The organism is Lysinibacillus sp. NPDC093216 (genome assembly GCF_050280325.1).
Lineage (GTDB): Bacteria > Bacillota > Bacilli > Bacillales_A > Planococcaceae > Lysinibacillus.
In genome coordinates this window covers 144910-169786 of sequence record NZ_JBNNVB010000001.1, presented here as the reverse complement: position 1 = coordinate 169786, position 24877 = coordinate 144910, and the positions used below count along the sequence as shown (strand labels likewise).

Here is a 24877-nt window from a genome sequence, read left to right as displayed (position 1 = left end):
TTATGTCTAAATAATATTGCAGAAAATTCGTTTCCAGAAACGCGTTGAATTATTTTAATGCGACGCTGGTGGAATAAAGTATAAACTAACTTCGTATATTAGGATAAAAATCGAGTATACCTTCCTGTTTTGGTTTTATTAATAATTAATCGCTATAAAGCGGAAATGAATTTATAGATTGAGAGAAAAAAACAGTTAGTACTACAATCAGGGGGAGAAAATCAGGTGGAAAATATCTTGGTCAGTATTCACTGTCTCGCGTATAATCACGAACAATATATAGCGGATGCGATTGAAAGTTTTTTAATGCAAAAAACAAATTTCAAATTTGAAATATTAATACATGATGATGCCTCGACAGATAGAACTGCAGACATTATTAGAGAATATGAGAAGAAATACCCTAATTTGATAAAGCCTATCTATCAAACTGAAAATCAGTATTCCAAAGGTGTTTCTGTAAGTACAATTAATATTAGCAGAGCAAGCGGGAAATATATTGCTATTTGTGAGGGGGATGATTATTGGATAGATCCTTATAAATTACAAAAACAATTCGATTATATGGAGAAGCATCCTGAATGTAGCCTATGTGTTCATGGTGGAAATGTAGTAAATGCTTCGGATAAGAAATGTGTATTATTTAACCGTCTAAATAAAGGAAATAAGGAATTCTCAGTTGAAGAAGTAATTGAAGGAGGAGGAGGTCTTTTTTTAACAAATTCCATGTTTTACCGACTGAAGTTTGGGAAGGAGGGACCAGACTTTCTTGTAAATGCCCCTGTTGGCGATTACCCTTTAGCTATTTATTTATCATTGCTAGGTACGGTGTACTATATGGATGAGTTGATGTCTTCGTATCGAGTAGGTGATAGTACTTCTTGGACAGGCAGAACTTTTTCTGATATAGAAACAAAGAAGCAGCATTATCGTGAAATAGAAGATATGTTGGATGAAATAAATCTATATACGAACAATAAATTTAAGGATGCTATTGATAGGAGAAAGAATAGTACTCAGTTTTTCCTTTTACTTGAACAGGGGAGATTTAAAGAAGCAAAAACAGGAGAATATAGAGAGCTATATTTAAATTTAGGATTAAAGAAAAAAACAATATTATTTATAAATCAATATAGTCCAAGTATCTCAAAGCTTCTTAGATTTGTTAAAAGGAGGATCATAAATTGGACGATGATATAACAAAATCTAAAGTCCTTTCTTCTCTATTATGGAAGCTGTTAGAACGAGGAGGGACGCAGGGAATTCAATTTATGGTGTTGATTGTACTAGCCCGTCTACTTCTTCCAGAGGACTTTGGGTTACTCGTTCTAGTTACCATTTTCATAACAATAGCTGGTGTGATAGTGCAGAGTGGATTTAACACAGCATTGATACAAAAGAAAAAAGTGGATGAAGCGGATTATTCATCTGTATTTTATTTAAACTTATTTGTTGCCATTAACCTGTATGTCATACTCTTTTTTATAGCCCCATTCATAGCCTCATTTTTTGCAGAACCCCAACTACTATCTGTCTTAAGAATTCTTTCCTTAACATTGTTTTTCGGTGCGTTTAATTCAATTCAACATGCAGTTATTGCACGCAATATGCAGTTTAAAAAACTGTTCTTTAGTAGTTTGGGAGCCGTTATTATATCTGGTGTTGTTGGTATAACAATGGCCTATGCAGGATATGGAGTTTGGGCTTTAATTGGACATCAAATTACAAACCAGCTTATAGTAACGGTCATTTTATGGTTTACAGTAAATTGGCGACCGAAGCTTATCTTTTCAATGGAGAGGCTCGGAAGTTTATTTGTGTTTGGATGGAAATTATTAGCTTCATCATTGATTGATACCATTAATTCCAACATTCGGAATCTACTAATTGGTAAAATGTATAGCCCTGCATTATTAGGTTTTTATAATCGGGGTGAGCAATTTCCTAGCGTAATTATTAACAACATTAATGGTTCAATACAATCCGTAATGTTTCCTACTTTATCCTTCCATCAAGATAATACAGAAAGAGTTAAGGCTATGGTACGTCGTTCAATCATTATGAGCTCATTTGTAATTTTTCCGATGATGTTCGGACTTGTAGCTATTGCTGAGCCTTTAGTTAAAATTTTGTTAACAGAAAAATGGCTACCTTCCGTGCCATTCTTACAAATTTTTTGTATTAGTTATGCATTATGGCCTATACATACTGCAAATTTACAAGCAATTAACGCTTTGGGACGTAGTGATATTTTTTTAAAACTAGAAATTGTGAAAACTATATTAGGATTGATTATTTTAGCTGTCAGTATCCCATTCGGTGTTCATATGATGGCTTTAGGAGTGCTCGGAGTTGGAATTTTATCGACTTTTATTAACGCATATCCAAATTTACAATTACTAAACTATAGCATTCAAGAACAGTGGAGAGATATAAAACCATCTTTGCTAACATCTTTAGTGATGGGGGCTATTGTTTTTCCAATCCACTTGATTGGGTTGACTGAGATTGTGACGCTCATTATTCAAATAATTATAGGGATCGTTTTATATGTAGGGTTAGCAAAAGTATTTAATTTTGATGCCTTTACTTATTTACTATCGATTATAAAAGGTCTGTTTAGAAGGAATACCACTACTAAAATTATTGTAAATGAGGAGGCCACAGAATGAAAAAATTATTAATGCTTGGTGGTGCACATTCTCAAATTCCAGCAATAAAAAAAGCAAGAGAAATGGGTCACTATGTTATTACTTGTGATTATATAAAAGAAAATCCAGGGCATCAATATGCTCATGATTACTATAATGTCAACACTACGGATAAGGAAGGTGTCTTATCATTAGCAAAATCGTTAAACATTGATGGCATAGTTAGTTATGCGTCTGAACCTGCAGCACCTACTGCGGCTTATGTTGCTGAAAGGCTAGGACTACCGTCACATCCTTATGAATCTGTAGAGATATTGTCAAATAAGGATTTGTTTCGGGAGTTTCAGAAGAATAATAATTTTAACGTTCCAAGAGGAAAGGGCTATCGAGCGGTGGAAGAAGCTAAAGCTGATTTTCATGATTTTAAAATGCCTGTAATGATAAAACCTGTTGATTCTTCAGGCAGTAGAGGAGTCTCAAAAATAGATTCCATTGACATTTTGCAGGAAAAAATAGAGTACGCTTTAAGTTTTTCGAAAGTGAAACGTTTTATTGTGGAAGAGTATATAGAAAAGCATGGTTATCATGTTGGGGGGGATGGTTTTTCTGTAAATGGAAAGCTTGTTTTTCGTAGTTTTACGAATGAGCACTTTCCGACATTAGCATCACCAAATCCATTTGTCCCAGTTGGTTCAAGCTGGCCATGCAAAATGTCTGAGCATATTCAACAAAAAATTCATAAAGAGATTCAAAGAGCGTTGACTTTACTCAATATGAAATCAGGTGCCTATAATTTTGATATTCGAGTGGACGAACAAGAAAATATTTATCTTATTGAGATAGCTGCTAGGAATGGTGGCGATTGGATTCCACAAGTAACAAAATATGCAACTGGTGTAGATATGATCGAATATACTATTAAGGCGGCTTTAGGTGAGGATTGTAATGATTTGACTATGGTTGAACCACAAGGATATTGGTCGGTGTATGTATTGAATAGTGAAACTAGCGGAGTATTTATAAATGTGGAAATGCATGATGAAATAGAAAATGGCATTGTTGAATATGAATTGCTAGTTAAATCAAAAAGTCACATTAAAGCATTTTCAGGATCTAATGAAAAATTGGGCACTATGATACTACAATTTCCTTCAGAAGATGACATGTTAGAAAAAATGGAGCATATCACAAACTTCGTGAAGGTAAATGTTGAGTATTCATTTGTGAAAATAAATAACGTCAAGAAGGTGAATATATGAAGCCTATTCAAGTAACACAATCATCAATGCCTGGTTTTACGGAATTCTCTGAAGAAATTAGAGATCTTTGGGATAGTCGCTGGTTGACCAACATGGGTGTAAAGCATAATGCTTTAGAAACTGAATTGAAACGGTATTTGAATACAAAAAATATTACGCTATTTTCTAACGGGCACCTAGCATTAGAATACGCGATTGAAGCATTTCAATTAACTGGCGAAGTTATCACCACACCTTTTACATTTGCATCGACAACGCATGCAATCGTACGAAAAGGTTTAACACCAGTTTTTGCTGACATTAATCTTAATGATTACACCATAGAAACAGATAATATTGAAAGGTTAATAACAGATAAAACTTCCGCTATTATAGCCGTTCATGTGTACGGAAATGTATGTAATATAAAAGAGATTGAAAGTATAGCAAGTAAATATAATCTAAAGGTCATATTTGATGCTGCTCATGCCTTCGGGGTAACGGTAGATGGTGAAAGTGTTGCAAACTTTGGTGATGCTTCCATGTTTAGTTTCCATGCAACTAAAGTTTTTCACACTATTGAGGGTGGAGCACTAACCATTAAAGATTCTAACATAAAAGACTTATTAAATATTTATAAAAATTTTGGTATTACTGGACCTGAAACAATTCAGTATATAGGTGGTAATGCTAAGATGAATGAATTTCAAGCAGCAATGGGTTTGTGCAATCTCCGGAATATAGATATGGAAATAGGGAAGCGAAAGAAAGTATTTGAGAGATATGTTGAACATCTCAGTAGTATCAGAGGTATTAAATTATTGCCTCCTCCAAAAGATGTGTCGAGTAATTATGCATACCTCCCTGTTGTATTTGATGGTTTCCAACTTTCGCGGGATGAAGTGTATGAGAAATTAATGAAACATAATATTTTTCCCCGAAAGTATTTTTATCCTTTAACGAATAGCTTTGAATGTTTCAGAGAAAAGTTCAATGCTGAAGATACACCTGTCGCAAAATATATTGCAGAGAGAGTTTTAACATTACCATTGTATGGGGATCTCATGCTAGAAGATGTAGATAAAATTTGTATACTTTTGAAAGAATAGTGTACAAGTTATCTGTAAAACAAAAGAATTTGCAAGCCATAAATTATATAGTAGAAGGGCTATTTAATTTAATGAAAAAATATTGGAATGGGAGAGAACAATATCTTTACTTCGTTCCTCTAATTTCCAAAAGATGATCTTTATATTGTATTTTGTAGACAAGAGGAAATTTACATGGAGTTAGAATTCCATGATGATCAAGATACTTATTAGTAGTTTTATTAACTTAAGAAGGGACACTTAGAATGAGGATAGCCTTAATGCAACCTTATTTTTTTCCGTATCTAGGATATTTCCAACTGATACACTCGGTAGATGAATTTGTCATTTTTGATAATGCTCAATATACGAGAAGAAGTTGGATAAATAGGAACCGAATCTTGAGTGAGCATGGAAAAAGTATATATTTCAATGTTCCAGTATGTAAAGCTTCTAGAGAAACTAAAATTAAAGACATTGTCATAAATAGTAATATGCATTGGCAAGAAAAGATTCTCAATCAATTAATATTTTATAAAAACGCGCCATTTTTTATGAATGTTATGGAATTCGTAACGGATTGTTTAACAAATAGTAACAGCAATTTAAGTCAATTCATTACTTTAGTTCTAAGAAAGACTTGCACATTATTAGGTATAGAAACGAGTATTACTATTCTGTCGCAAAAATTCCCTACTATTAAAGAGGCTAATGCAGCAGATGAATGGGGAATTAAAGTATCTAGGGCATTAAATGCGACTACCTATATTAATGCGATTGGTGGCAAGGATTTTTACAATCAGCAAAAATATATAGACAATGATTTGGAAATTCAATTTATTCAGCCAATACTAACACCATACAAACAATACTCAAATGATTTTATGCCTGGCCTTTCAATAATTGACGTCATGATGTTTAACGATATTAGTAAAATTAAAGAAATGTTAGATATTCATGAATTAGTTAGATGATAAAAACGAAAAATAACGATATTGAGCAATATAAAAAGAAAGAGGAGCTTGCTCAACCACTTATGAAAACAGAATATGGTAAGTATTTGCTGGAAGTACCTTATGCCTTGGATCATTCACTTACAACAATACATTGAAAGAGGTAGGAATGATGGTAAAGAAAAAAATATTAGTTACTGGCGGTGCAGGCTTTATCGGAGGTAATTTTATCCAATATTTAATTTGTAAGTATCCTTCCTATGAAATTTATAATTTAGATTTATTGACGTATGCAGGTGATCTAGGTAAACATCGAGCATTTGAAACAAATGATAACTATACATTTGTAAAAGGCGATATTGTAAATCGTGAGTTGGTTATGACTTTTTTTAAGAAGGAACAATTCGATTATGTGGTTCATTTTGCAGCAGAAAGTCATGTGGACCGCTCAATTACAGATCCATCGGTATTTGTTCGAACAAATGTATTAGGGACACAAGTATTATTAGAAGCAGCGATGCAAGTAGGTATTTCAAAATTTGTCCATGTATCTACGGATGAAGTTTATGGGGAATTGGATTTTGAACCATCTACTTTTTTTACAGAAGAGACATCATTACTACCAAATAGCCCTTATAGTGCAAGTAAAGCTTCTTCTGATTGTTTAGTCCGTGCTTATTATAAAACATATGGATTACCAATGAATATTACGCGTTGTTCGAATAACTATGGACCATATCAGTTTCCAGAAAAATTAATTCCTTTAACTATTTCTCGTGTGTTAAAGGATGAAAAAATTCCTATATATGGTGACGGACAAAACATACGAGATTGGTTACATGTTTTTGATCATTGTACGGCCATTGATTTGGTGTTACATGAAGGTGTCAACGGAGAGATATATAATATTGGTGGGCATAATGAACGCACCAATTTAGAAGTTGTTCAAACAATTATTAAGACATTAGGGAAATCAGAAAAACTTATAAAGTATGTAACAGATCGTTTAGCTCATGATAAACGCTATGCCATTGACCCAACTAAAATAGAGCAATTAGGTTGGAAGCCCATATACACATTTGAAACTGGCATTGCGCAAACGATTCATTGGTATGTTGAAAACAACACATGGTGGGAGCAAATTATAAGTGGACAATATCGACAGTATTTTGAAAAGCAATATTTATGATGATGGAAGCTAGAAAAGCTCAGACGAAAATTACAATTCAAACACCTCAATTATTGATAGCATCTAGAAAAGATTGAAGTCCAAAAAGCTTCAAAATTTAGCGAAGAGAACTTGGCTCATAATTCATGACATAAGATGAAATAAATGATTATTGCTAAATAGATATTATTTCTGTATAAAGCTTGCGGGATTCGTAGACAGAGAAGAAAGAAAACAAATACTTTCTTCTGTTAAAGAAAATCGATTTTTATTACAATATCGAAATAATAATAACCATATAATCGCTAGTGTTTTGTGTAAAATAATAGGCTTTCGCGCAACTATGGCTATTTTCAAAGCGCGTATTATTAGTAAAAGAAAAATGAAAAGGGAGACAACCATTTGATATTAGTTATCGGTGGAGCGGGATATATAGGTAGTCATCTTGTAAAAGAGTTAGTGAAGAAAGAAGCAGTTATTGTATTGGATAATCTTTCAACTGGTCACCGGGAGTCGATTGATGAAAAGGCGATTTTTGTGCAGGGGGATTTAGGAAAAAGAAGCGATTTGGAGCACGTTTTTTCGCAATATTCCATTAAAGCAGTAATGCACTTTGCTGCGAGTAGTCTAGTCGGTGAATCTGTAGTAAATCCGCAGAAATATTATGAGAATAACGTTATATCTACATTAACTTTATTAAGTGTAATGTTAAAGTATAACGTGAAAAATATTATATTTTCGTCAACTGCTGCGACATATGGGGTTCCTAACCTAAACATGATTGATGAAACAATTGTGCCAAATCCAATAAATCCTTATGGAAGATCAAAGCTTATGATTGAACAAGTTCTCATGGATTATGCAACAGCCTATGATTTACGTTACGTAGTTTTAAGATATTTTAACGCAGCCGGGGCCTATGAAACAGCGGAAATTGGCGAAAGCCATAACCCAGAAACGCATCTTATTCCAATTGTATTGCAACATTTGGCTGGTGATAGGGAGAAGGTGTGTATTTATGGTACAGACTATAAAACACCCGATGGCACATGCATTCGTGATTATATACACGTTACAGATTTAGCAATAGCACATATTTTTGCCTTGAATTCATTACTTGAGAATAAAAATAAAGAGGCAATTTATAACTTAGGGAATGGTCGTGGCTATACAGTAAAAGAAGTAATAGAAACTTGCGAGGCAGTAACAGGTAAAAGGGCAAATATTGAACTCTCTGAAAGACGTGAAGGAGATCCTGCTAGACTTATTGCTTCATCTAAAAAGATTTTTGATGAACTTGGGTGGAGGGCAGAAAAAAGCTTAGTGGAAATTATTGAAGATGCTTGGAAATGGCATAACAATCAAAGATACTGAAGGGCTTAGAACTTAATTTGAAATGTGATTGACTAAAATATTCATCGTTATAACAAAAGTGCTGAATTTTACCTAAAACCAGGTGTAAAAGTTAGCACTTTTATATTTTTCACCAATTAGTCAATTTGTTTACTTTTGAATAACAATTGAAAGTTCTTCACCATGTATAAAGAGAAATTCACCTTCATATAAGTAGTAAATAGCAAAGTGTTTGTACAAACGAGGCTAAGTTTTTCATATACAAATTGAAAAGCATATTCTTATAGTTACCGGAATTTTTCCACCAATCGTGGAATTTCGCAATAGAATGATGTCAGCATTTTAATTTGATAGTTTTTGGCTTTCGTGACCAATCTTTTTAATAAGAAAGAAAAGGATAGCCATAAATTTCATCAGTGGGATCATGACTAATGGGGATGTGTATAATGAAGATCTAATTTCAGTAATAATGAGTATTTATAATGAAAAGATGGAATGGTTAAAAGCGAGTATTGAATCGATTTTGAATCAAACATATTCAAAAATTGAATTTATTATTGTATTAGATAATCCAGATAATACTATGATTAAAAGAGTTGTATCTGATTATGCAAATAGAGATGAGCGTATAATCGTTGTTGAAAATGATAAAAACATCGGACTAACCAATAGTTTAAATAAAGCTTTAGAATATTGTAAGGGTGAATATATAGCAAGAATGGATGCGGATGACATCTCAGATAATAACAGACTAGAAAAGCAATTGCTTTATTTGAAAAAGTATAACTATGACTTAATTGGATCGAAAATTAGAAGTATTGATGAGAGTGGGAATGTTATACAAAAATCTTCTAATCATCCCGTTTCAAATAATATTATTAATAGTATTTTGAAATATGATAATTGTATTCCTCATCCAACATGGTTTGTCAAAAGAGAAGTATATACTGACTTAAATGGATATCGGAATTTACACACCTGTGAAGATTATGATTTTTTATTGCGGTGCTCCCAAAAATATCGGATTGGTAATTGTAATGATGTAACGCTTACTTATAGGCTCAATTCTATTAGTATTTCAAGATCGAATGCTTTAAAACAATTTTTATCTGCGAAGTATTTACAAAAAAACTATAAAAATATTGATTTAATTAACCAATCAGAAATTGATAAGTATGTAAATAAGAGGACTACACAAAATAAGGTAGAAAATTTTGATAAAACACAGCTCTATTTTAAGAAAGCATTAGTTTATAAAGAAGAAGGCGAATTCTTTAAAATGGTATTAAATTTAATTCTCGCCTTAAAAACCTCGAAATATTTCTTTGAAAGGTGTAAAAATATGTTATTTATCAGAACTATTAGACTAGTTAAAAGGTGATAGTAATTGCCAAGCATACACATTACGCATGCGCGGTTGATGAGAGAGGACGAGTGCTCCGAGGCAATCAAGAGCAGGTTTCGATGCTTTTTACGAAAGATTATTTGCTATGTGCTGCTTATGAAAATTGCGACGTGTTAGTCGGTTTTCAACCTACTGGCATTATAAAGAAATGGTGGCAGATTCTTGACCTGAAAAAGCACTATTAGTTTGCACTCTTAAAGAGGGGTAGTAAGGGGAGAGAAAAGTGATTTACGAAAAAAAAAGAATTTCAAATAATTATTTTCTAATATTTATTTTAGTATTCAGTGTTTTTTTAGGTAATCTGAATGTAAACATTGGTTTTTCGTTAAAACCACATATGGTATTAATGGTCGTAATTTTTATGCTTACCCTTAGTAAAATTGTTTTTCATAAGCCTCAAATTCATGAAACCTTTATGATTTTCTTCTATGTTTTCTACTGTTTTACTGGAGTATTTTCTACATATCCGTTGGCAAGTATTCGTTTGACTATTGCTATTTTAATCGGCCTTTTTTCATACTTTATATATAAATTTTTATTTTCTAATATTACATTAAAAGAATTTGAACGAATAATTGGGACAGTAGGAATACTATATAACGTAATTTCATTATTGTTTTATCTATTTGGTTTAATTTCTAATAAATTTAATTTTTATGGGAATGGCATTAGAGTTTATGGCTTAATGCTAGATAGAAATATGCCCCGATTAATCGGTATTTTATCAGACCCTAATATATTTGTTGTATCCAATTCGTTCTTCTTGTTCTTTTTCCTAGTAAATATGAAAGACAATAAAGGGAAGATTGGATTTGTTTTAGCTTTAATTACAACTTTACTAACTTTTTCAAGGGGGGGCATATTAGCAACCTTAATAGGGGTTGTGATTACTATCGCTTTTTTTACTGTAAAAACAAAAATAAAAATTTTTTTTGTCGTACCTGTAATTACATGGATAAGTTACTTTACCGTATTAAAAGTGACGCATATCGATATCTATCAGATTTTGATAAAAAGAATGGAATCTGTTGGTAAGGATGGCGGTAGTGGCAGAGTTGAAATATGGAACAATGGTTTGTCACTCTTTTCAAACCATCCTGTACAAGGAATTGGTATTTATAATTTTAGGGATTATAGTGCGGAATTTTTTGGTGAAGGAATTTATATGCACAATACTTTTTTAGAAATATTAGTTGAGTCGGGTGTAATTGGCTTTGGATTATTCTTTATATTTTGGACACTATTATTTTTTAGAATAATGTTCATTGTAAGGATGGATAAATCAAAGGTATTTCTCCTAGGGACTTATGTTTCAATTTCAATTTCTTTAATGTTCCTTTCACTAATTGCGAGTGAATATCTATTTTTATTTCTAGCGCTTATTTGGCGATACAGTATTACAGAAAAAGAATATCTGTACCGTGAACAGATTAAGTTTGAATAAAAAAATTATAAAATTGGGGGAAACTATGAAGTTAGTCAGTGTAATTATTCCAATTTATAATGTAGAGCAATACTTACAAAAATGTGTACAATCAGTTCAAAATCAAACGTATACAAATCTAGAAATATTTTTAGTCAATGATGGTTCAGCGGATAATTGTGGAAAGATAGTGGATGAATTAGCTGTTGAAGATTCAAGGATTAAAGTAATTCATAAGCCGAACGGGGGCCTGTCTTCTGCAAGAAATGCTGCATTAGATAAGGTCAGTGGAACTTATATCATATTCGTGGATGCTGATGATTGGATAGAGTTGAATATGATTGAATCCATGGTACATGAAATGGAACAGCATGAAGCAGAATTAGTAGTATGTGATTATACGAAAGTATACGAAGAAAAAATAGAGAAGAATTTTTTAGAAATTAAGCATGAGACAATCGATATTGGGAAGTTAGGTTTAAAAGGATACCTATATGAATACTTCTTTAACTACAAACATGGGGATGAAGTTTGTAATAAATTGTATAAAAATACGATTATTAAAGAACACCATATACGATTTGAACCAAATAGTGAGATATTCTCAGAAGATAAGCTATTTAATCTATATTACTTAGTGCATATAAAAAAAATAATAAGTATCGATTCATCTTTTTATAATTATTTGCAACGAAATGGTTCGCTCATGCAACAACCTAAACCTGAAATTATAGAACAGTACTTAAACTTGGCGGAAAAGTACATCGATTATTTAAAAAGGAATAATTTGGATATGACAAGTATATACTCTATCTTAGTATTCCATTTGTTTAATAGTTCACTAAAAAACTATGTCAAATCGGGTGCAAGCATTTCACAAATAACAGCGGCTATTGATAAAACGCAAAATAGAGAAATAATGCAATTAATGGCTATTTTGAAAACAAATAAAGAAGTAATAGCATACTGTCAGAGTAATCGAACAAAATTATTGACACCTTTATTCGTCAAGATGTATGCAGTTTGTTATACATTAAAGTTTAATTTGATCCTCGCATATACATTTAAAAATATTATGAAATAGGATGGTTTATTGCATAAAAATAACTTTCTAGTTTCAATTATTATGCCTGTTTACAATGCGGATAAGTATGTTGGCCAATCCATTGAATCTGTTCTAAATCAAACGTACAAAAATTGGGAATTGATAATTATTAATGACAAGTCAACAGACAATAGTCAGCAAATACTACTAGGATATAAGGATAGTCGAATAAAAATTATTAATTTGACACAAAACGGTGGTGTTGCGAATGCTAGAAATGCTGGTATTGAAAAAGCAAAAGGACAATTTTTAGCTTTTCTTGATAGTGATGATTTATGGCATCCTGAAAAATTATCCAAACAACTCGATTTCATGCAAGAACTTGATGTGGCATTTTCCTATACACAATATCAAGAAATAACAGAAAATAATAAACGAACACGAAAAATTGTTAAGGTATGCAAAAAACCAGTGGATTATAAAAAATTATTGCGTGTTAATTACATTGGATGTTTAACAGTTGTATTAGATACACGTAAAATAGCTAAACCATTTTTCAAGGAGACTAAGCATGAAGATTATGTTCTTTGGCTAGATATTTTAAAAGATTATGAGATAAAGGCATACGGAATGGATGAAGTATTAGCTTATTATCGAATTACACCAGGTTCCATAAGCAGAAATAAATTCAAAGGTATAACGTGGAACTGGAAAATTTATAAAAATCATCTTGGTATGACGACAATTCAATCTGTCTACCGGATGTGTATTTTCTTGCTTAATATTTCGATAAAATACGTTTCAACTAGATTGACAGGTTAAGAATGGTGAAAAGGCTCTTGAACAGATATAAAAGCATTTGAGGTATAAGGCTAAATGCAATTAGAGGTAAAGAATTTTATGATTCAGAAAAATATCAAGAACATGACTTAAAGATAGAATTTATTAAACCAACGATAACCCCTTACGACCAATAAAGAAAATGATTTTATACCGAGCCTTTCCGCTATTGATGCCATGATGTTTAACGAAATAAAAAGTTAGCACATACGAATTAGTAAAGTAAGTGATGAACACGTCTTAGGTATGGGGGGATATGGATGAAAGGAATTATATTAGCAGGAGGTTCAGGGACGCGGCTTTATCCGCTGACAAAGTCGGTTTCAAAACAAATATTGCCGGTTTATGACAAACCTATGATTTATTATCCACTGTCTGTATTAATGCTTGCTGGTATTACAGAGGTACTTATTATATCAACACCTCGTGATGTGACTGGATTTAGAGAGCTTTTAGGTGACGGTCAAGACTTGGGTATGTCTATTGATTATGCCATTCAAGAGTATCCGAATGGTTTAGCCGAGGCTTTCATTATCGGAGAGTCATTTATTGGAGATTCGTCGGTCGCTTTAGTGTTAGGCGATAATATTTTCTACGGTTCCAATTTCAGTGTTCTATTACAAGAAGCGGCTACATTAAAGACTGGGAGTATAATTTTTGGTTGTTATGTCAACGATCCAAGAGCCTATGGAGTCGTTGAAGTGGATGAGCAAATGAATGCTATTTCAATAGAAGAAAAACCTGCATTTCCGAAATCTTCCTATGCTGTACCGGGTTTGTATTTTTTTGATAATAATGTAGTGGCCATCGCCAAAAAAGTAAAACCGTCAGCACGAGGAGAATTAGAGATTACATCGATTATTGGAGAATATTTACTCAAAGGCGAATTAAAGGTGGAACTTACCGGACGTGGGTTGGCGTGGTTAGATACTGGAACGCATGAGTCATTACTAGAAGCATCAAATTTTGTAGAAGCTATTCAAAAAAGGCAAGGGTTGTACATTGCTTGTATAGAAGAAATTGCTTTCAGAAAAGGGTATATTACAAAACAACAGTTAATTGAACTTGCGAAACCGCTGATGAAAACAGACTATGGGAAATATTTAATGGAAGCTTCTCAATCATTTAAGCAATCTCATATTTTCGTGTAGCGGTTTTATAGTGGGAATTGTTAAAGCGAAGGTGAAATGATGGACAAAAAATGGGCTTGTCACGGGTGAAGTGGGATTTATTGGAGGCAATGAAACTTTGCTCTGTAGCGGAAGGTGAATGTTGTTAGATACACTGGTTAACCCTTCACTCCAATTACCCAGTATTTTAATATTAAAATATCTCTTAGCCAGATGTCATTCTCGAGTTTTGGTGACGAGCCAGTATTAATGAGAATGAAAAGTGCTATCTTTTGTAATGTTTGCTGCATAAGGTAGCACTTTTATAATTACTAACTAAAATTGGAAAAGACAATTACATATTTGAATAAAAAGTAATCGTTATTAATATATTAAAAAGTAAATTAAATCGTGATCGTGAATTAATAAATTAACAACATGCCATAGGAGAGGACAGCCTTACACGAAGGGAGATTAAATGAAAAGAATACGTAAAGCCATTATACCCGCAGCAGGATTAGGTACGCGTTTTTTGCCAGCTACCAAGGCAATGCCGAAGGAAATGTTGCCGATTGTTGATAAACCGACTATTCAATATATCGTTGAAGAGGCAGTAGCTTCAGGTATTGAGGATATCATTATTGTTACTGGTAAAAATAAAAGGGCAATTGAGGATCATTTTGATAATGCGTTTGAGCTCGAGGCAAATTTACTAGAAAAAGGGAAGTTCGATATGCTTGAGAAAGTAAAGGCCTCCTCTAAAGTAGATATACACTATATTCGTCAGAAGGAACCTCTAGGCCTTGGTCATGCGATATGGTGTGCACGTAAATTTATTGGGGAAGAACCTTTTGCAGTACTTTTAGGGGATGATATTGTGAAAAATGAGATTCCGTGTCTGAAACAATTAATCGAGCAATATGATCAAACGTATTCGAGTATTATAGGTGTGCAAAAGGTTCCAGATGTAGATGTTCATCGTTATGGAATCATTGACCCGATTTCAACAGAAAATCGTTTGATGGAAGTAAGGGAATTTATCGAGAAACCTGCTTTCGGAGATGCCCCCTCAAATTTTGCAATCATAGGAAGGTATATTTTAACTCCAGAAATTTTCACCTTTTTAGATGAACAAAAAAAAGGTAAGGGCGGTGAAATTCAATTAACAGATGCGATTGAAGCATTAAATAGTTGTCAGCGTGTATTTGCATTTGAAATAGAAGGAAGCCGCTATGATGTTGGAGAGCATATTGGCTTTATTAATACAATTATTGATTTTGCGTTGGATCGTGATGAGTTACATGAAGCGATTACCAATTTACTGTTGAATAAAGTGAAGCAACTTAGGGAGAGTCACTTCGAATTAAAATGATTTACGTCAGTAGGAATTCCAAATTATAGGATTGGACGAGATGATTTGACGATTCGTACTATTCAAATGAGCATTTTCAATTTTGAAATGACTAAGCAAGATTGGTCAATATATGAGGCGGAAGTAGAGTGGATTCACCGTCATTTAGCGGAGAGTAGCGAGATGTTAACGGGTTGGTTACATGTACCTCTTGAAGATCAGCGTGCTTTATTGCAGCGTATTGAGGATACTAAGCGAGAAATTCATGCGTATGCAGATGTACTTGTTGTTATTGGCGTGGGGGGATCATTTTTAGGGGCACGTGCCATCCAAGATGCGTTGTCACCTTATTTTACTCGTCCTACTGATGGTATTGAAGTGATCTATGTTGGACAAAATATGAGTGGTTCCTATATTGATAGTTTGCTTCAATATTTAGCGAATAAAAGTGTGTATGTGAACGTCATTTCGAAGTCTGGGGAAACGATGGAACCAGCACTCGCATTTCGTGTGTTACGACAGTTTATGGAAAAACGTTACGGAGAAGAGGCTGTTGACAGAATTATTGTGACGACAGATGCGGAAAACGGGCGTTTGAAACAGATAGCAGATCGCATAGGTTATAGACAATTTACCATTCCAGCCGATATTGGTGGTCGCTATTCGGTGTTAACTTCGGTCGGGCTATTACCAGCAGCGGTTGCAGGTGTTGATATTCGGATGCTTATGGCAGGCGCTAGGGATGCTGCGTTAGCATTGCAAGATACAGCGCTAGAGCGAAATGAAGCCTATCAATATGCAGTGTTGCGACATGTGATGTTTGAACGAGGGTATAGAGTGGAGCTGCTCGCTTCATTTGAACCTGCATTATGTAAGTTCCATGAATGGTGGATGCAGTTGTTTGGTGAAAGTGAAGGGAAACAGCGAAAAGGTCTATTTCCTTCGACAGTTAATTATTCAACTGATTTACATGCTATAGGTCAGTTTATTCAAGAAGGAAGTCCGATCCTATTTGAAACATTACTGCATTTTAAGGAAATAGAAAATGATTGTAAAGTGCCATATGATGTGCGAGATGAGGATGGTTTGAATTATCTATCGAAACGAACATTCAATGAAATTAATGGGCTTTCCATGAATGGGACAGCACTTGCTCATGCAGAGGGTGGTGTACCTGTTATTCAATTGATGCTCCCAAAACTAGATGCCTATCACATAGGTTATTTAATCTATTTCTTTATGAAGGCATGTGCAATGAGTGCAAGTCTTCTAGGAGTAAATCCGTTTGATCAGCCAGGTGTAGAAGCATATAAACGAAAGACGTTAGAACTATTACAAACATTTAATAATTCCATCAAGATAGATTCATTAGGCATGGAACTACCAAAAAGTAGCGTTTATATTCGAAATGAATATTGATTGGGAAATGCAAATGAATAATCTATTGAAATTATGATTAAATGTGCTTTAGTGATAATTTAAAAAAGTTGCGACTCCAGCGGGAACAGCAATGTTTTTCTACGACTATGTGTAGCGTCAGTATACAAGTTGAAAGCCCTGAAGAAAAGCGTCAACCCATAGTGGTATATACGATCCAGTACATGTTTTGGTGAAGAATCGAAGTAAATGGAACTATTAAAGTGATGCCGAACAATATGAAAGATAAATATAATCGTTTAGTTGATTCATCGACAATGGTTTGGCGAGGGAGGGAATTTAGGTGGAAGAACTAATTGACTTGAAAAAATTATTTAAAATATTGCGTAAGCGTATATACCTTATTCTAAGTCTTACTATTGTTGCGATTGGCATTACAGCTGCTCTAAGTTACTTTGTAATTACGCCTATCTATCAAGCACAAACGCAATTTTTAGTGAATCAAAAAGTTAATGATCAAGAAGCGTATGCCCAGGCACAACAGCTAGAGACGGATTTACAATTAATCAATACGTATAATGTTATTATTAAGAGTCCTGCTATTTTAAACAAAGTTATTGATAAGCTTGAACTAAACATTACAACAGAAATGTTGGCAGAGCAAATAACCGTTTCTAGCGAAAGTAACTCCAAAGTGGTTAATATTAAAGTTTTAGATACAGATTTAGAAAAAGCAGTTACCATCTCGAATACAGTTGCCACTATATTTAAAGAAGAAATACCGAAACTAATGAATGTTGATAATATAAATATTTTATCAGAGGCAAAAATAAGTAAAGATTCTAGCCCTGTGAAACCAAATAAACTACTTAATATTGTCATGGGTGCCGTAATTGGGTTTGTAATTAGTGTAGGGATTGCTCTATTGTTGGAGTTTTTAGATACAACAATAAAGACGGAGTCGGATATTGAAGATTTAGCATTGCCTATTATGGGGTTGGTTGGTGCTTTTCCCACCGAAAAAAATTATAAATCCCGTAAAGCTAGGAGGACATAAAAATGCTTCGTTCCAAAAAGAAAAAGAACCAGAAACTGTTAACAAAACCGCGTCAACTTATTACAGTTTTGGATGCGAAATCAATGATTTCTGAGCAATTTAAGACCATTCGTACGAATATTAAGTTTGCTATGCCAAAGCAAGGTCTTAAAACGATAGTAGTTACGTCTTCTATACCAGGTGAAGGAAAGTCAACAAATGCTGCCAATCTTGGTGTTGTTTTTGCACAAGAAGGAAAACGGGTATTGCTCGTAGATGCTGATATGCGTAAACCGACGTTGCATAATATATTTAATATTATCAATTTATTTGGGTTATCATCAATATTAGAAAGAAAATGTCAATATGATGAAGTATTACAGGACACATCTGTGGAAGGGTTGTTTATCATTACAAGTGGACCAATCCCAACGAATCCAGCGGAATTACTGTTATCCTATACTATGGATAGATTTTTAGAAGAGGTGAATCAAAAATTTGATCTTATCATTTTTGATACCCCTCCGCTATTACCTGTAGCTGATGCTCAAATTTTATCTAATAAATGCGATGGTTCGCTATTAATCGTCGGTGCGGGTATTGCAGAAAAAGAGGATGTAGGAAAAGCGAAAACACTCTTAGCTGCTTCGAAAGCCAATATTATTGGTGTTGTGTTAAATAAATATAGCATGCCAAAAAGCCAATATTATTATCAATATACAGATAATTAAAATTTAATAACTTTCTTAGTCGCAAATCCAGGATGGGTTTGCGTTTTATTTTGCGATTTACTAGGGGTAGATGGTAAACTAAAAGATGCTAATTAAAGAAAGAGTGGTCTTGCAAATGAAAGTACTATTTATTGGGGATATCGTCGGTTCAATCGGCCGCGATGCAGTGGAAAAATATTTACCACGCTTAAAGAGAAAATATAACACAGACGTTATTATTGCCAATGGTGAAAATGCAGCAGCAGGTCGCGGCATTACACGAAATATTTATAATGATCTATTGCAAATGGGTGTAGATGTTATCACAATGGGCAATCATACTTGGGATAATAAAGATATTTTTGATTTTATTGATGATGCAGAGTATTTAATACGCCCGGCGAACTTTTCAAATGATGCACCAGGTAAAGGAATGGTGCAAATTTCAAAAAACGGTGTAACACTATCTGTTATTAATTTACATGGACGAGTATTTTTACCTCCTCATGAGGATCCGTTTGCGATGGCAGAGAAATTAATCGAAGAAGCACATAAAACGTCACCGCTTGTATTCGTGGATTTTCATGCAGAAGCGACTAGTGAAAAAATTGCACTTGGATGGCACTTAGATGGTAAGGCCTCAGCAGTCGTTGGTACACATACGCATGTGCAAACAGCTGATGCACGTATTTATCCAAATGGAACAGCCTATATTACGGACGTTGGTATGACAGGTCCATACGATGAAATTTTAGGGATGACGAAGGAAAGTGTCATTTATAAATTCCAAACAAACATGCCATCTCGTTTTGAAGTGCCTAAAAAAGGACGCGATGTGTTAAGTGGTTTCTTTGTAGAGATTGATGATAAAACAGGAAAAGCACTACGTTGCGAGCGAATTTATATAAACGAAGATTATCCGTTCCAAGCATAAGAAGAGAAACTATTGTGTATTAAAAATGCACAATAGTTTTTTTGTGTTGAAAAACTGTTATGTCAATGAAATTAAAGCATCTATTAAATATAATAAGGCTCTTCGGCAAAACGAGGGTTGATTTCCGTTCCGACTGGGCGCTTTGTAGCTGCCGCTTTGCTTTCGCTACAGCAGCAAAGCGAGTAGCCTGGAACGGAAATCACCCTCACGTTTTGATGAGCCCCACTATTTTTAATATGATATCTTTATTTCATCGATCCAGTAAATTTTCCACATGAAATTTTCAGTCTTTTTTGATTGTTTCAATATATAAGAAATGAAAATAGTCTATTTCCTTCTCGCCGAGCATAAAATGACCTATCGACAATAACTTAAGGTCCAAACAAGGGGGACATGAGTTGTTGAGCGTAAACACTATTCGCGAAACGGGGAGGAATAATTGTGGATTCATTAAAAGTATCATCACGCTCTAATCCAAATTCAGTTGCAGGTGCATTAGTCGCGGTAATCAGAGAAAAAGGGCAAGCAGAAATGCAGGCAGTTGGGGCAGGGGCACTTAACCAAGCCGTGAAAGCAGTGGCCATTGCACGCGGATTTGTAGCGCCAAGTGGCACGGATTTAATTTGCGCACCGGCGTTTGCCGATATTTTAATTGCTGGTGAGGAACGTACAGCCTTAAAGCTTCTTGTGGAAAAACGTGTTCGATAAAAAGTAATAAAGTAAAATGCCTTGCACATAATAAGCTGCAAGGCATTTTTTTTGTTTATAAGACAATCGGGATTTGAGGAAGAGAATCCTCCATGCTCTACATACTAATATGTTAAATGTCACTTGAAATCCGCAAATTAATTTTTTAAACTTAATTGATTTTAAAATTACAACTTTATGAACGCTATTTTCAGTCAAAGGTCTGAATTTCTTTTAAATCGAGGAATAACAATAGTGCAGACCGTTTCTTCGTGTTAAACTTATGAAGGAAAAATAATAGTATATACATTGGATCTAAGGAGTTGTTGACATGTTACATCAGCTTTCATGGAAAGTCGGTGGGCAACAGGGTGAAGGGATTGAAAGTACAGGCGAAATTTTCTCAACGGCAATGAATCGTTTAGGTTACTTCCTGTACGGTTATCGTCATTTCTCTTCTCGAATTAAAGGTGGCCATACGAATAATAAAATTACAGTTCGTCCAACAGAAGTACGTTCAATTGCGGATGATTTAGATATTTTAGTAGCGTTCGATCAAGAAACAATCGACGTCAATTATAAAGAATTAACAGAAACAGGCATTATTTTAGCGGATTCAAAATTTACTCCAGTGAAGCCAGAAGATTCAAAAGCGCCATTATTTGTAGTACCTTTTACAGAGGTAGCGGCAGAGCTTGGTACTTCGTTGATGAAAAATATGGTGGCGATCGGAGCAACAGCTTCATTGCTAAATCTAGAGGACGAAGTGTTCCAAAATGTTGTTGATGATATTTTTGGCAAAAAAGGTGAAGAAGTTGTTCAAAAAAATATGGAGGCCATTGCACGCGGTCATGAATTAATGAATGAGCTGTTAGGCGATCGTGTAGGTGACTGGGCTTTAGCACCAGCAGACGGTAAACGCCGTATGTTCATGATCGGAAACGATGCAGTAGCACTTGGTGCACTTGCAGCTGGGACACGCTTTATGGCAGCCTACCCAATTACACCAGCTTCTGAGATTATGGAATATCTTATTAAAAAATTACCGAAATTCGGTGGTGCGGTTATTCAAACAGAAGACGAAATTGCTGCAGCGACAATGGCAATTGGGGCAAACTTTGGTGGTGTTCGTGCCTTTACAGCTTCTGCTGGCCCTGGTCTTTCATTAATGATGGAAGCACTTGGTCTTTCAGGTATGACAGAGCAGCCACTAGTTGTTGTTGACACACAACGTGGTGGTCCATCTACAGGATTACCAACAAAACAAGAGCAATCAGATTTAATGGCGATGTTATATGGTACACATGGTGAAATTCCAAAAGTAGTCATTGCACCATCTACAATGGAAGAAGCATTCTTTGACACAATCCAAGCATTTAACATTGCAGAGGAATTACAATTACCAGTTATTTTAATGACTGACTTGCAATTATCTCTTGGTAAACAATCTGTAGAGCCATTCGATTACAATAAAATTGAAATTCGTCGTGGTAAAATTGTTACAGGCGACATTGAAGAAGCAGCTGATAAAGCATACTTCAAACGTTATGAAGATACGGAAGATGGTATTTCACCACGTGTGCTACCTGGTACGATGAATGGTATTCACCATGTAACAGGGGTTGAGCATGATGAAACAGGTAAACCATCTGAAGCATCTGGTAACCGTCAAGTACAAATGGATAAACGTTTCCGTAAGCTAGCGGCATTGAAATTTGATCATCCAGTATATTCAAACGCGCCACACGAAGAAGCCGATGTTTTATTAGTGGGCTTTAACTCAACACGTGGAGCAATTGAAGAAGTACAAGAACGCTTAAATGTTCAAGGTATGAAGGTGAACCATGCACATATTCGTTTAATTCACCCATTCCCATCTGCTGAGGTGGCACCACTTGTAGCAAAAGCGAAAAAAGTAATCGTTGTAGAAAATAACTACACAGGTCAATTGGCAAATATTATGAAGATGAATGTTGGTGGTCACGATAAAATCGAGACTATTACGAAATATGATGGTACACCATTCTTGCCAGGTGAATTAGAAAATCGTGTGAAGGAGTTGACTCGCTAATGGCAACATTTAAGGATTTTCGTAATACAGTGAAACCAAACTGGTGCCCAGGCTGTGGTGACTTCTCTGTTCAAGCAGCGATTCAGCGCGCCGCGGCTAACGTTGGAATTGAACCAAACGAACTAGCTGTTATCTCTGGGATTGGCTGTTCTGGTCGTATTTCAGGCTACATTAATTCTTACGGCTTCCACGGTATTCATGGTCGTGCATTACCAATTGCACAAGGTTTAAAAATGGCTAACCGTGAGTTAAACGTTATTGCTTCTGGTGGTGACGGCGATGGATTTGCGATTGGTATGGGTCATACAATTCATGCTATCCGTCGTAATATTGACATCACATACGTCGTTATGGATAACCAAATTTATGGTTTAACAAAGGGGCAAACATCTCCACGTTCTGCTGCAGGGTTTATTACAAAATCTACGCCAGGTGGTGCGATTGAGCCTTCATTAAAACCATTAGAAGTAGCTTTAACAAGCGGAGCTACTTTTGTCGCACAAGGTTTCTCAACGGATATTAAAGAGTTAACAGCTTTAATTGAAGCGGGCATTAATCATAAAGGCTTCTCATTCATCAACGTATTCTCACCTTGTGTTACGTATAACAAAGTGAACACGTATGATTGGTTTAAAGAAAACTTAACGAAGCTTGCTGATATTGAAGGCTATGACAATTCTGACCGTGGTATGGCAATGCGTACAGTGATGGAGCATGAAGGTTTAGTAACAGGTATTATTTATCAGGATACTGAAACAGCTTCATATCAAGAAAAAGTACCAGGCTATTCAGAGCTACCATTAACGGATATTGATATTAAAATGAGCGAAAATGATTTTAATGAATTAGTGAAAGAATTTATGTAAGAATGATAAAATCAAAGCATTTGGAATGATGACATTCCAAATGCTTTTTTTTTTTGTAATTCGTGGGGAACGACGTAGCAGGTATTCGCTGTTGAACCATGAGTATGGCATAGCATGTAACGCTGATAGTGATCATGAAAATGACTTTATAACGATACAAAGTAATGAAATATCAAAGTAATTTACTTGTTTCTATAGCTTCCTGAATTAAATGAATCCCTTCGCCAATTTTATTTTCTGGGATACTAGTTGTGTTCAGCTTAAGAAATTTATGATTATGTTTATATCCAGCTATATAATTTTTTTTGTAATCATCTACTAAAACTTGTCGTTTGGCTAATTCTTCGTGAAGCTTATTCATATTTATTTGTTTCGGAAGCTTGATTACCGTATGCATTTGATGATTATCATTAAATTGATAGTCAGAAAAGTAAGTTCTTAGTACCTCACGCAGAGTGTTTGCTTTCTGTTGATGTCTGAACACGATTTTATCCTTATGGTGTGCATATAACCCACTTTCCATAAACGTCTGCATAATAACTTGACTTAAAGAATTCGTATGGATATCAATAACCTCTTTAAAGCTTCGAAAGGTCTCGATCATGTCCTCGGGCAGAACAGTGATACCTAACCTCTGACCAGGAAACATAATTTTAGAAAAGCTCTTTAAATAAATTACGCACTGATTCGTATCCATTTCATAAAGTGTTTTGTAGCTATTGCTTCCTTCAAAATCACCCAAATAATCATCTTCTATTATATAAAAATGGTACTTTTTCGCATAATCTAAAAGCATACATTTTTCCTGTTCATCCATGGTAGTACCAAGTGGATTATGAAGCCGTGGCATTAAATAGACATAGTTGGGACGCTTGATTTTAATCATTTCTTCTAATTCTTTTAAATCTATCTTGTCAAAATCTCGGTAGCAGGTAATATAATCCAAATGGAGACGTTCAATCAGATTTATGATCTGATGATAGGTTGGCTGCTCTATCAGAATGGATTCTTTTTTGGTCATCATTATTAAAGCCAGAATATGCAAAGCTTGCTGTGTACCGCTTGTTATCATGATTTGTTCTTTTTTAGAGAAAATCTGATCTTCTGCTAATAATTTTTGAAATAAGCATTTCAGTTCCTCATTACCGGTTGTTGCTCCATAGGTGAATAATTCTGATTTTCCATTTTGAATAGCTGTTTCCAAACATTGCGAATAACTGTCCAATGGAAAGTCCGTCCAGGAAGTAGAGGCAGTGGAAAAGTCGTATATTCCATTAAAAGAAGCAGCTTTTCCTTTTTTTGAAATAATAAAATAGCCTACATTTGGCTTAGCGTATATTCTATTCATTCCAACCAAATGTTGCAGTGCTTGTGTTATCGTGACTTGACTCACTCCAAAAGTATCCATCAATTTCCTTACAGATGGGAGACGCTCATTATATTTTCCCTGCTCAATATCTTGCAGTATGCTATTTGCAATCAGTTGATGTTTCCGCATGCTATCCCTCCCATAACAATAGATTACCATGAATTTATTCTAGCTATGCTTGATTATGCCTTGTCCGTATCGAT

General features: G+C 34.5%; 22 protein-coding genes. 21 read left to right on the top strand and 1 reads right to left on the bottom strand.

Annotation, left to right across the window (positions count from 1 at the left end; genetic code table 11):
• Positions 1-225: 225 nt before the first annotated feature.
• The 21 genes from ACQKOG_RS00860 to ACQKOG_RS00760 all read left to right on the top strand — a co-directional run bounded on the left by ACQKOG_RS00860 (position 226) and on the right by ACQKOG_RS00760 (position 23305).
• Positions 226-1200, top strand: coding sequence for a glycosyltransferase family 2 protein (locus tag ACQKOG_RS00860; protein ID WP_370075162.1), 975 nt, complete (start codon positions 226-228; stop codon positions 1198-1200).
• Entirely contained in the window at positions 1185-2672 is a 1488-nt protein-coding gene (locus ACQKOG_RS00855; RefSeq protein WP_427444475.1) for a lipopolysaccharide biosynthesis protein, read from the top strand. Before ACQKOG_RS00860 ends, ACQKOG_RS00855 begins: the two co-directional genes overlap by 16 nt.
• On the top strand, positions 2669-3910 hold the full coding sequence (locus tag ACQKOG_RS00850) for an ATP-grasp domain-containing protein (protein WP_427444472.1): 1242 nt from the start codon (positions 2669-2671) through the stop codon (positions 3908-3910). Before ACQKOG_RS00855 ends, ACQKOG_RS00850 begins: the two co-directional genes overlap by 4 nt.
• On the top strand, positions 3907-4998 hold the full coding sequence (locus ACQKOG_RS00845) for a DegT/DnrJ/EryC1/StrS family aminotransferase (RefSeq protein ID WP_427444469.1): 1092 nt from the start codon (positions 3907-3909) through the stop codon (positions 4996-4998). The genes ACQKOG_RS00850 and ACQKOG_RS00845 overlap by 4 nt, the downstream gene beginning before the upstream one ends.
• A gap of 260 nt (positions 4999-5258) precedes the next feature.
• Positions 5259-5951: a WbqC family protein gene (locus ACQKOG_RS00840; RefSeq protein WP_370075158.1), complete on the top strand. Its 693-nt coding sequence runs from the start codon at positions 5259-5261 to the stop codon at positions 5949-5951.
• Positions 5948-6088: a hypothetical protein gene (locus ACQKOG_RS00835; protein WP_415730906.1), complete on the top strand. Its 141-nt coding sequence runs from the start codon at positions 5948-5950 to the stop codon at positions 6086-6088. Before ACQKOG_RS00840 ends, ACQKOG_RS00835 begins: the two co-directional genes overlap by 4 nt.
• Positions 6089-6102: 14 nt before the next feature.
• Positions 6103-7119 carry a dTDP-glucose 4,6-dehydratase gene (gene rfbB / locus ACQKOG_RS00830; protein WP_402868071.1) on the top strand — a complete coding sequence of 339 codons (1017 nt, stop codon included), beginning with the start codon at positions 6103-6105 and terminating at the stop codon, positions 7117-7119.
• Between the two features lie 381 nt (positions 7120-7500).
• Complete coding sequence (gene galE / locus ACQKOG_RS00825) at positions 7501-8472, top strand: UDP-glucose 4-epimerase GalE (RefSeq protein ID WP_427444465.1); 972 nt, start codon at positions 7501-7503, stop codon at positions 8470-8472.
• Positions 8473-8875: 403 nt separating this feature from the next.
• Entirely contained in the window at positions 8876-9832 is a 957-nt protein-coding gene (locus ACQKOG_RS00820) for a glycosyltransferase family 2 protein (RefSeq protein WP_427444462.1), read from the top strand.
• A 247-nt stretch (positions 9833-10079) separates the two neighbouring features.
• The gene (locus ACQKOG_RS00815) at positions 10080-11300 is read left to right on the top strand and encodes an O-antigen ligase family protein (protein ID WP_427444460.1); all 1221 of its coding nucleotides are present in this window, start codon (positions 10080-10082) and stop codon (positions 11298-11300) included.
• Between the two features lie 25 nt (positions 11301-11325).
• Positions 11326-12363: a glycosyltransferase family 2 protein gene (locus tag ACQKOG_RS00810; protein ID WP_427444457.1), complete on the top strand. Its 1038-nt coding sequence runs from the start codon at positions 11326-11328 to the stop codon at positions 12361-12363.
• Between the two features lie 9 nt (positions 12364-12372).
• Positions 12373-13146 (top strand): glycosyltransferase family 2 protein, encoded by a 774-nt coding sequence (locus tag ACQKOG_RS00805; protein ID WP_370075153.1) that lies wholly within the window; start codon positions 12373-12375, stop codon positions 13144-13146.
• A 278-nt stretch (positions 13147-13424) separates the two neighbouring features.
• The gene (rfbA, locus tag ACQKOG_RS00800) at positions 13425-14315 is read left to right on the top strand and encodes a glucose-1-phosphate thymidylyltransferase RfbA (protein ID WP_427444454.1); all 891 of its coding nucleotides are present in this window, start codon (positions 13425-13427) and stop codon (positions 14313-14315) included.
• A 436-nt stretch (positions 14316-14751) separates the two neighbouring features.
• The gene (galU, locus tag ACQKOG_RS00795) at positions 14752-15645 is read left to right on the top strand and encodes a UTP--glucose-1-phosphate uridylyltransferase GalU (protein ID WP_427444451.1); all 894 of its coding nucleotides are present in this window, start codon (positions 14752-14754) and stop codon (positions 15643-15645) included.
• Between the two features lie 45 nt (positions 15646-15690).
• Positions 15691-17043, top strand: a complete 1353-nt coding sequence (locus ACQKOG_RS00790; protein WP_427444448.1) for a glucose-6-phosphate isomerase — start codon at positions 15691-15693, stop codon at positions 17041-17043.
• Between the two features lie 301 nt (positions 17044-17344).
• Positions 17345-18058, top strand: coding sequence for a YveK family protein (locus ACQKOG_RS00785; protein WP_370075149.1), 714 nt, complete (start codon positions 17345-17347; stop codon positions 18056-18058).
• Between the two features lie 2 nt (positions 18059-18060).
• Entirely contained in the window at positions 18061-18768 is a 708-nt protein-coding gene (locus tag ACQKOG_RS00780) for a CpsD/CapB family tyrosine-protein kinase (protein ID WP_370075148.1), read from the top strand.
• A 115-nt stretch (positions 18769-18883) separates the two neighbouring features.
• Positions 18884-19681: a TIGR00282 family metallophosphoesterase gene (locus tag ACQKOG_RS00775; RefSeq protein ID WP_370075147.1), complete on the top strand. Its 798-nt coding sequence runs from the start codon at positions 18884-18886 to the stop codon at positions 19679-19681.
• A 441-nt stretch (positions 19682-20122) separates the two neighbouring features.
• Entirely contained in the window at positions 20123-20389 is a 267-nt protein-coding gene (locus ACQKOG_RS00770; protein WP_010858535.1) for a stage V sporulation protein S, read from the top strand.
• A 310-nt stretch (positions 20390-20699) separates the two neighbouring features.
• Entirely contained in the window at positions 20700-22439 is a 1740-nt protein-coding gene (locus ACQKOG_RS00765) for a 2-oxoacid:acceptor oxidoreductase subunit alpha (protein WP_402868054.1), read from the top strand.
• Entirely contained in the window at positions 22439-23305 is an 867-nt protein-coding gene (locus ACQKOG_RS00760; protein WP_402868052.1) for a 2-oxoacid:ferredoxin oxidoreductase subunit beta, read from the top strand. Before ACQKOG_RS00765 ends, ACQKOG_RS00760 begins: the two co-directional genes overlap by 1 nt.
• A gap of 172 nt (positions 23306-23477) precedes the next feature.
• Here the strand turns inward: ACQKOG_RS00760 and ACQKOG_RS00755 are convergent, their stop codons facing one another.
• The gene (locus ACQKOG_RS00755) at positions 23478-24803 is read right to left on the bottom strand and encodes a PLP-dependent aminotransferase family protein (protein WP_402868050.1); all 1326 of its coding nucleotides are present in this window, start codon (positions 24801-24803) and stop codon (positions 23478-23480) included.
• Between the last annotated feature and the right edge of the window lie 74 nt (positions 24804-24877).

Bases quoted from the DNA above. Each gene is read 5' to 3' on its own strand.
- ACQKOG_RS00850 (WP_427444472.1), top strand. From the start codon at position 2,669: ATGAAAAAATTATTAATGCTTGGTGGTGCACATTCTCAAATTCCAGCA.
- ACQKOG_RS00845 (WP_427444469.1), top strand. From the start codon at position 3,907: ATGAAGCCTATTCAAGTAACACAATCATCAATGCCTGGTTTTACGGAA.
- ACQKOG_RS00840 (WP_370075158.1), top strand. From the start codon at position 5,259: ATGCAACCTTATTTTTTTCCGTATCTAGGATATTTCCAACTGATACAC.
- ACQKOG_RS00835 (WP_415730906.1), top strand. From the start codon at position 5,948: ATGATAAAAACGAAAAATAACGATATTGAGCAATATAAAAAGAAAGAG.
- rfbB (WP_402868071.1), top strand. From the start codon at position 6,103: ATGGTAAAGAAAAAAATATTAGTTACTGGCGGTGCAGGCTTTATCGGA.
- ACQKOG_RS00820 (WP_427444462.1), top strand. From the start codon at position 8,876: ATGACTAATGGGGATGTGTATAATGAAGATCTAATTTCAGTAATAATG.
- ACQKOG_RS00810 (WP_427444457.1), top strand. From the start codon at position 11,326: ATGAAGTTAGTCAGTGTAATTATTCCAATTTATAATGTAGAGCAATAC.
- rfbA (WP_427444454.1), top strand. From the start codon at position 13,425: ATGAAAGGAATTATATTAGCAGGAGGTTCAGGGACGCGGCTTTATCCG.
- galU (WP_427444451.1), top strand. From the start codon at position 14,752: ATGAAAAGAATACGTAAAGCCATTATACCCGCAGCAGGATTAGGTACG.
- ACQKOG_RS00780 (WP_370075148.1), top strand. From the start codon at position 18,061: ATGCTTCGTTCCAAAAAGAAAAAGAACCAGAAACTGTTAACAAAACCG.
- ACQKOG_RS00775 (WP_370075147.1), top strand. From the start codon at position 18,884: ATGAAAGTACTATTTATTGGGGATATCGTCGGTTCAATCGGCCGCGAT.
- ACQKOG_RS00765 (WP_402868054.1), top strand. From the start codon at position 20,700: ATGTTACATCAGCTTTCATGGAAAGTCGGTGGGCAACAGGGTGAAGGG.
- ACQKOG_RS00760 (WP_402868052.1), top strand. From the start codon at position 22,439: ATGGCAACATTTAAGGATTTTCGTAATACAGTGAAACCAAACTGGTGC.
- ACQKOG_RS00755 (WP_402868050.1), bottom strand. From the start codon at position 24,803: ATGCGGAAACATCAACTGATTGCAAATAGCATACTGCAAGATATTGAG.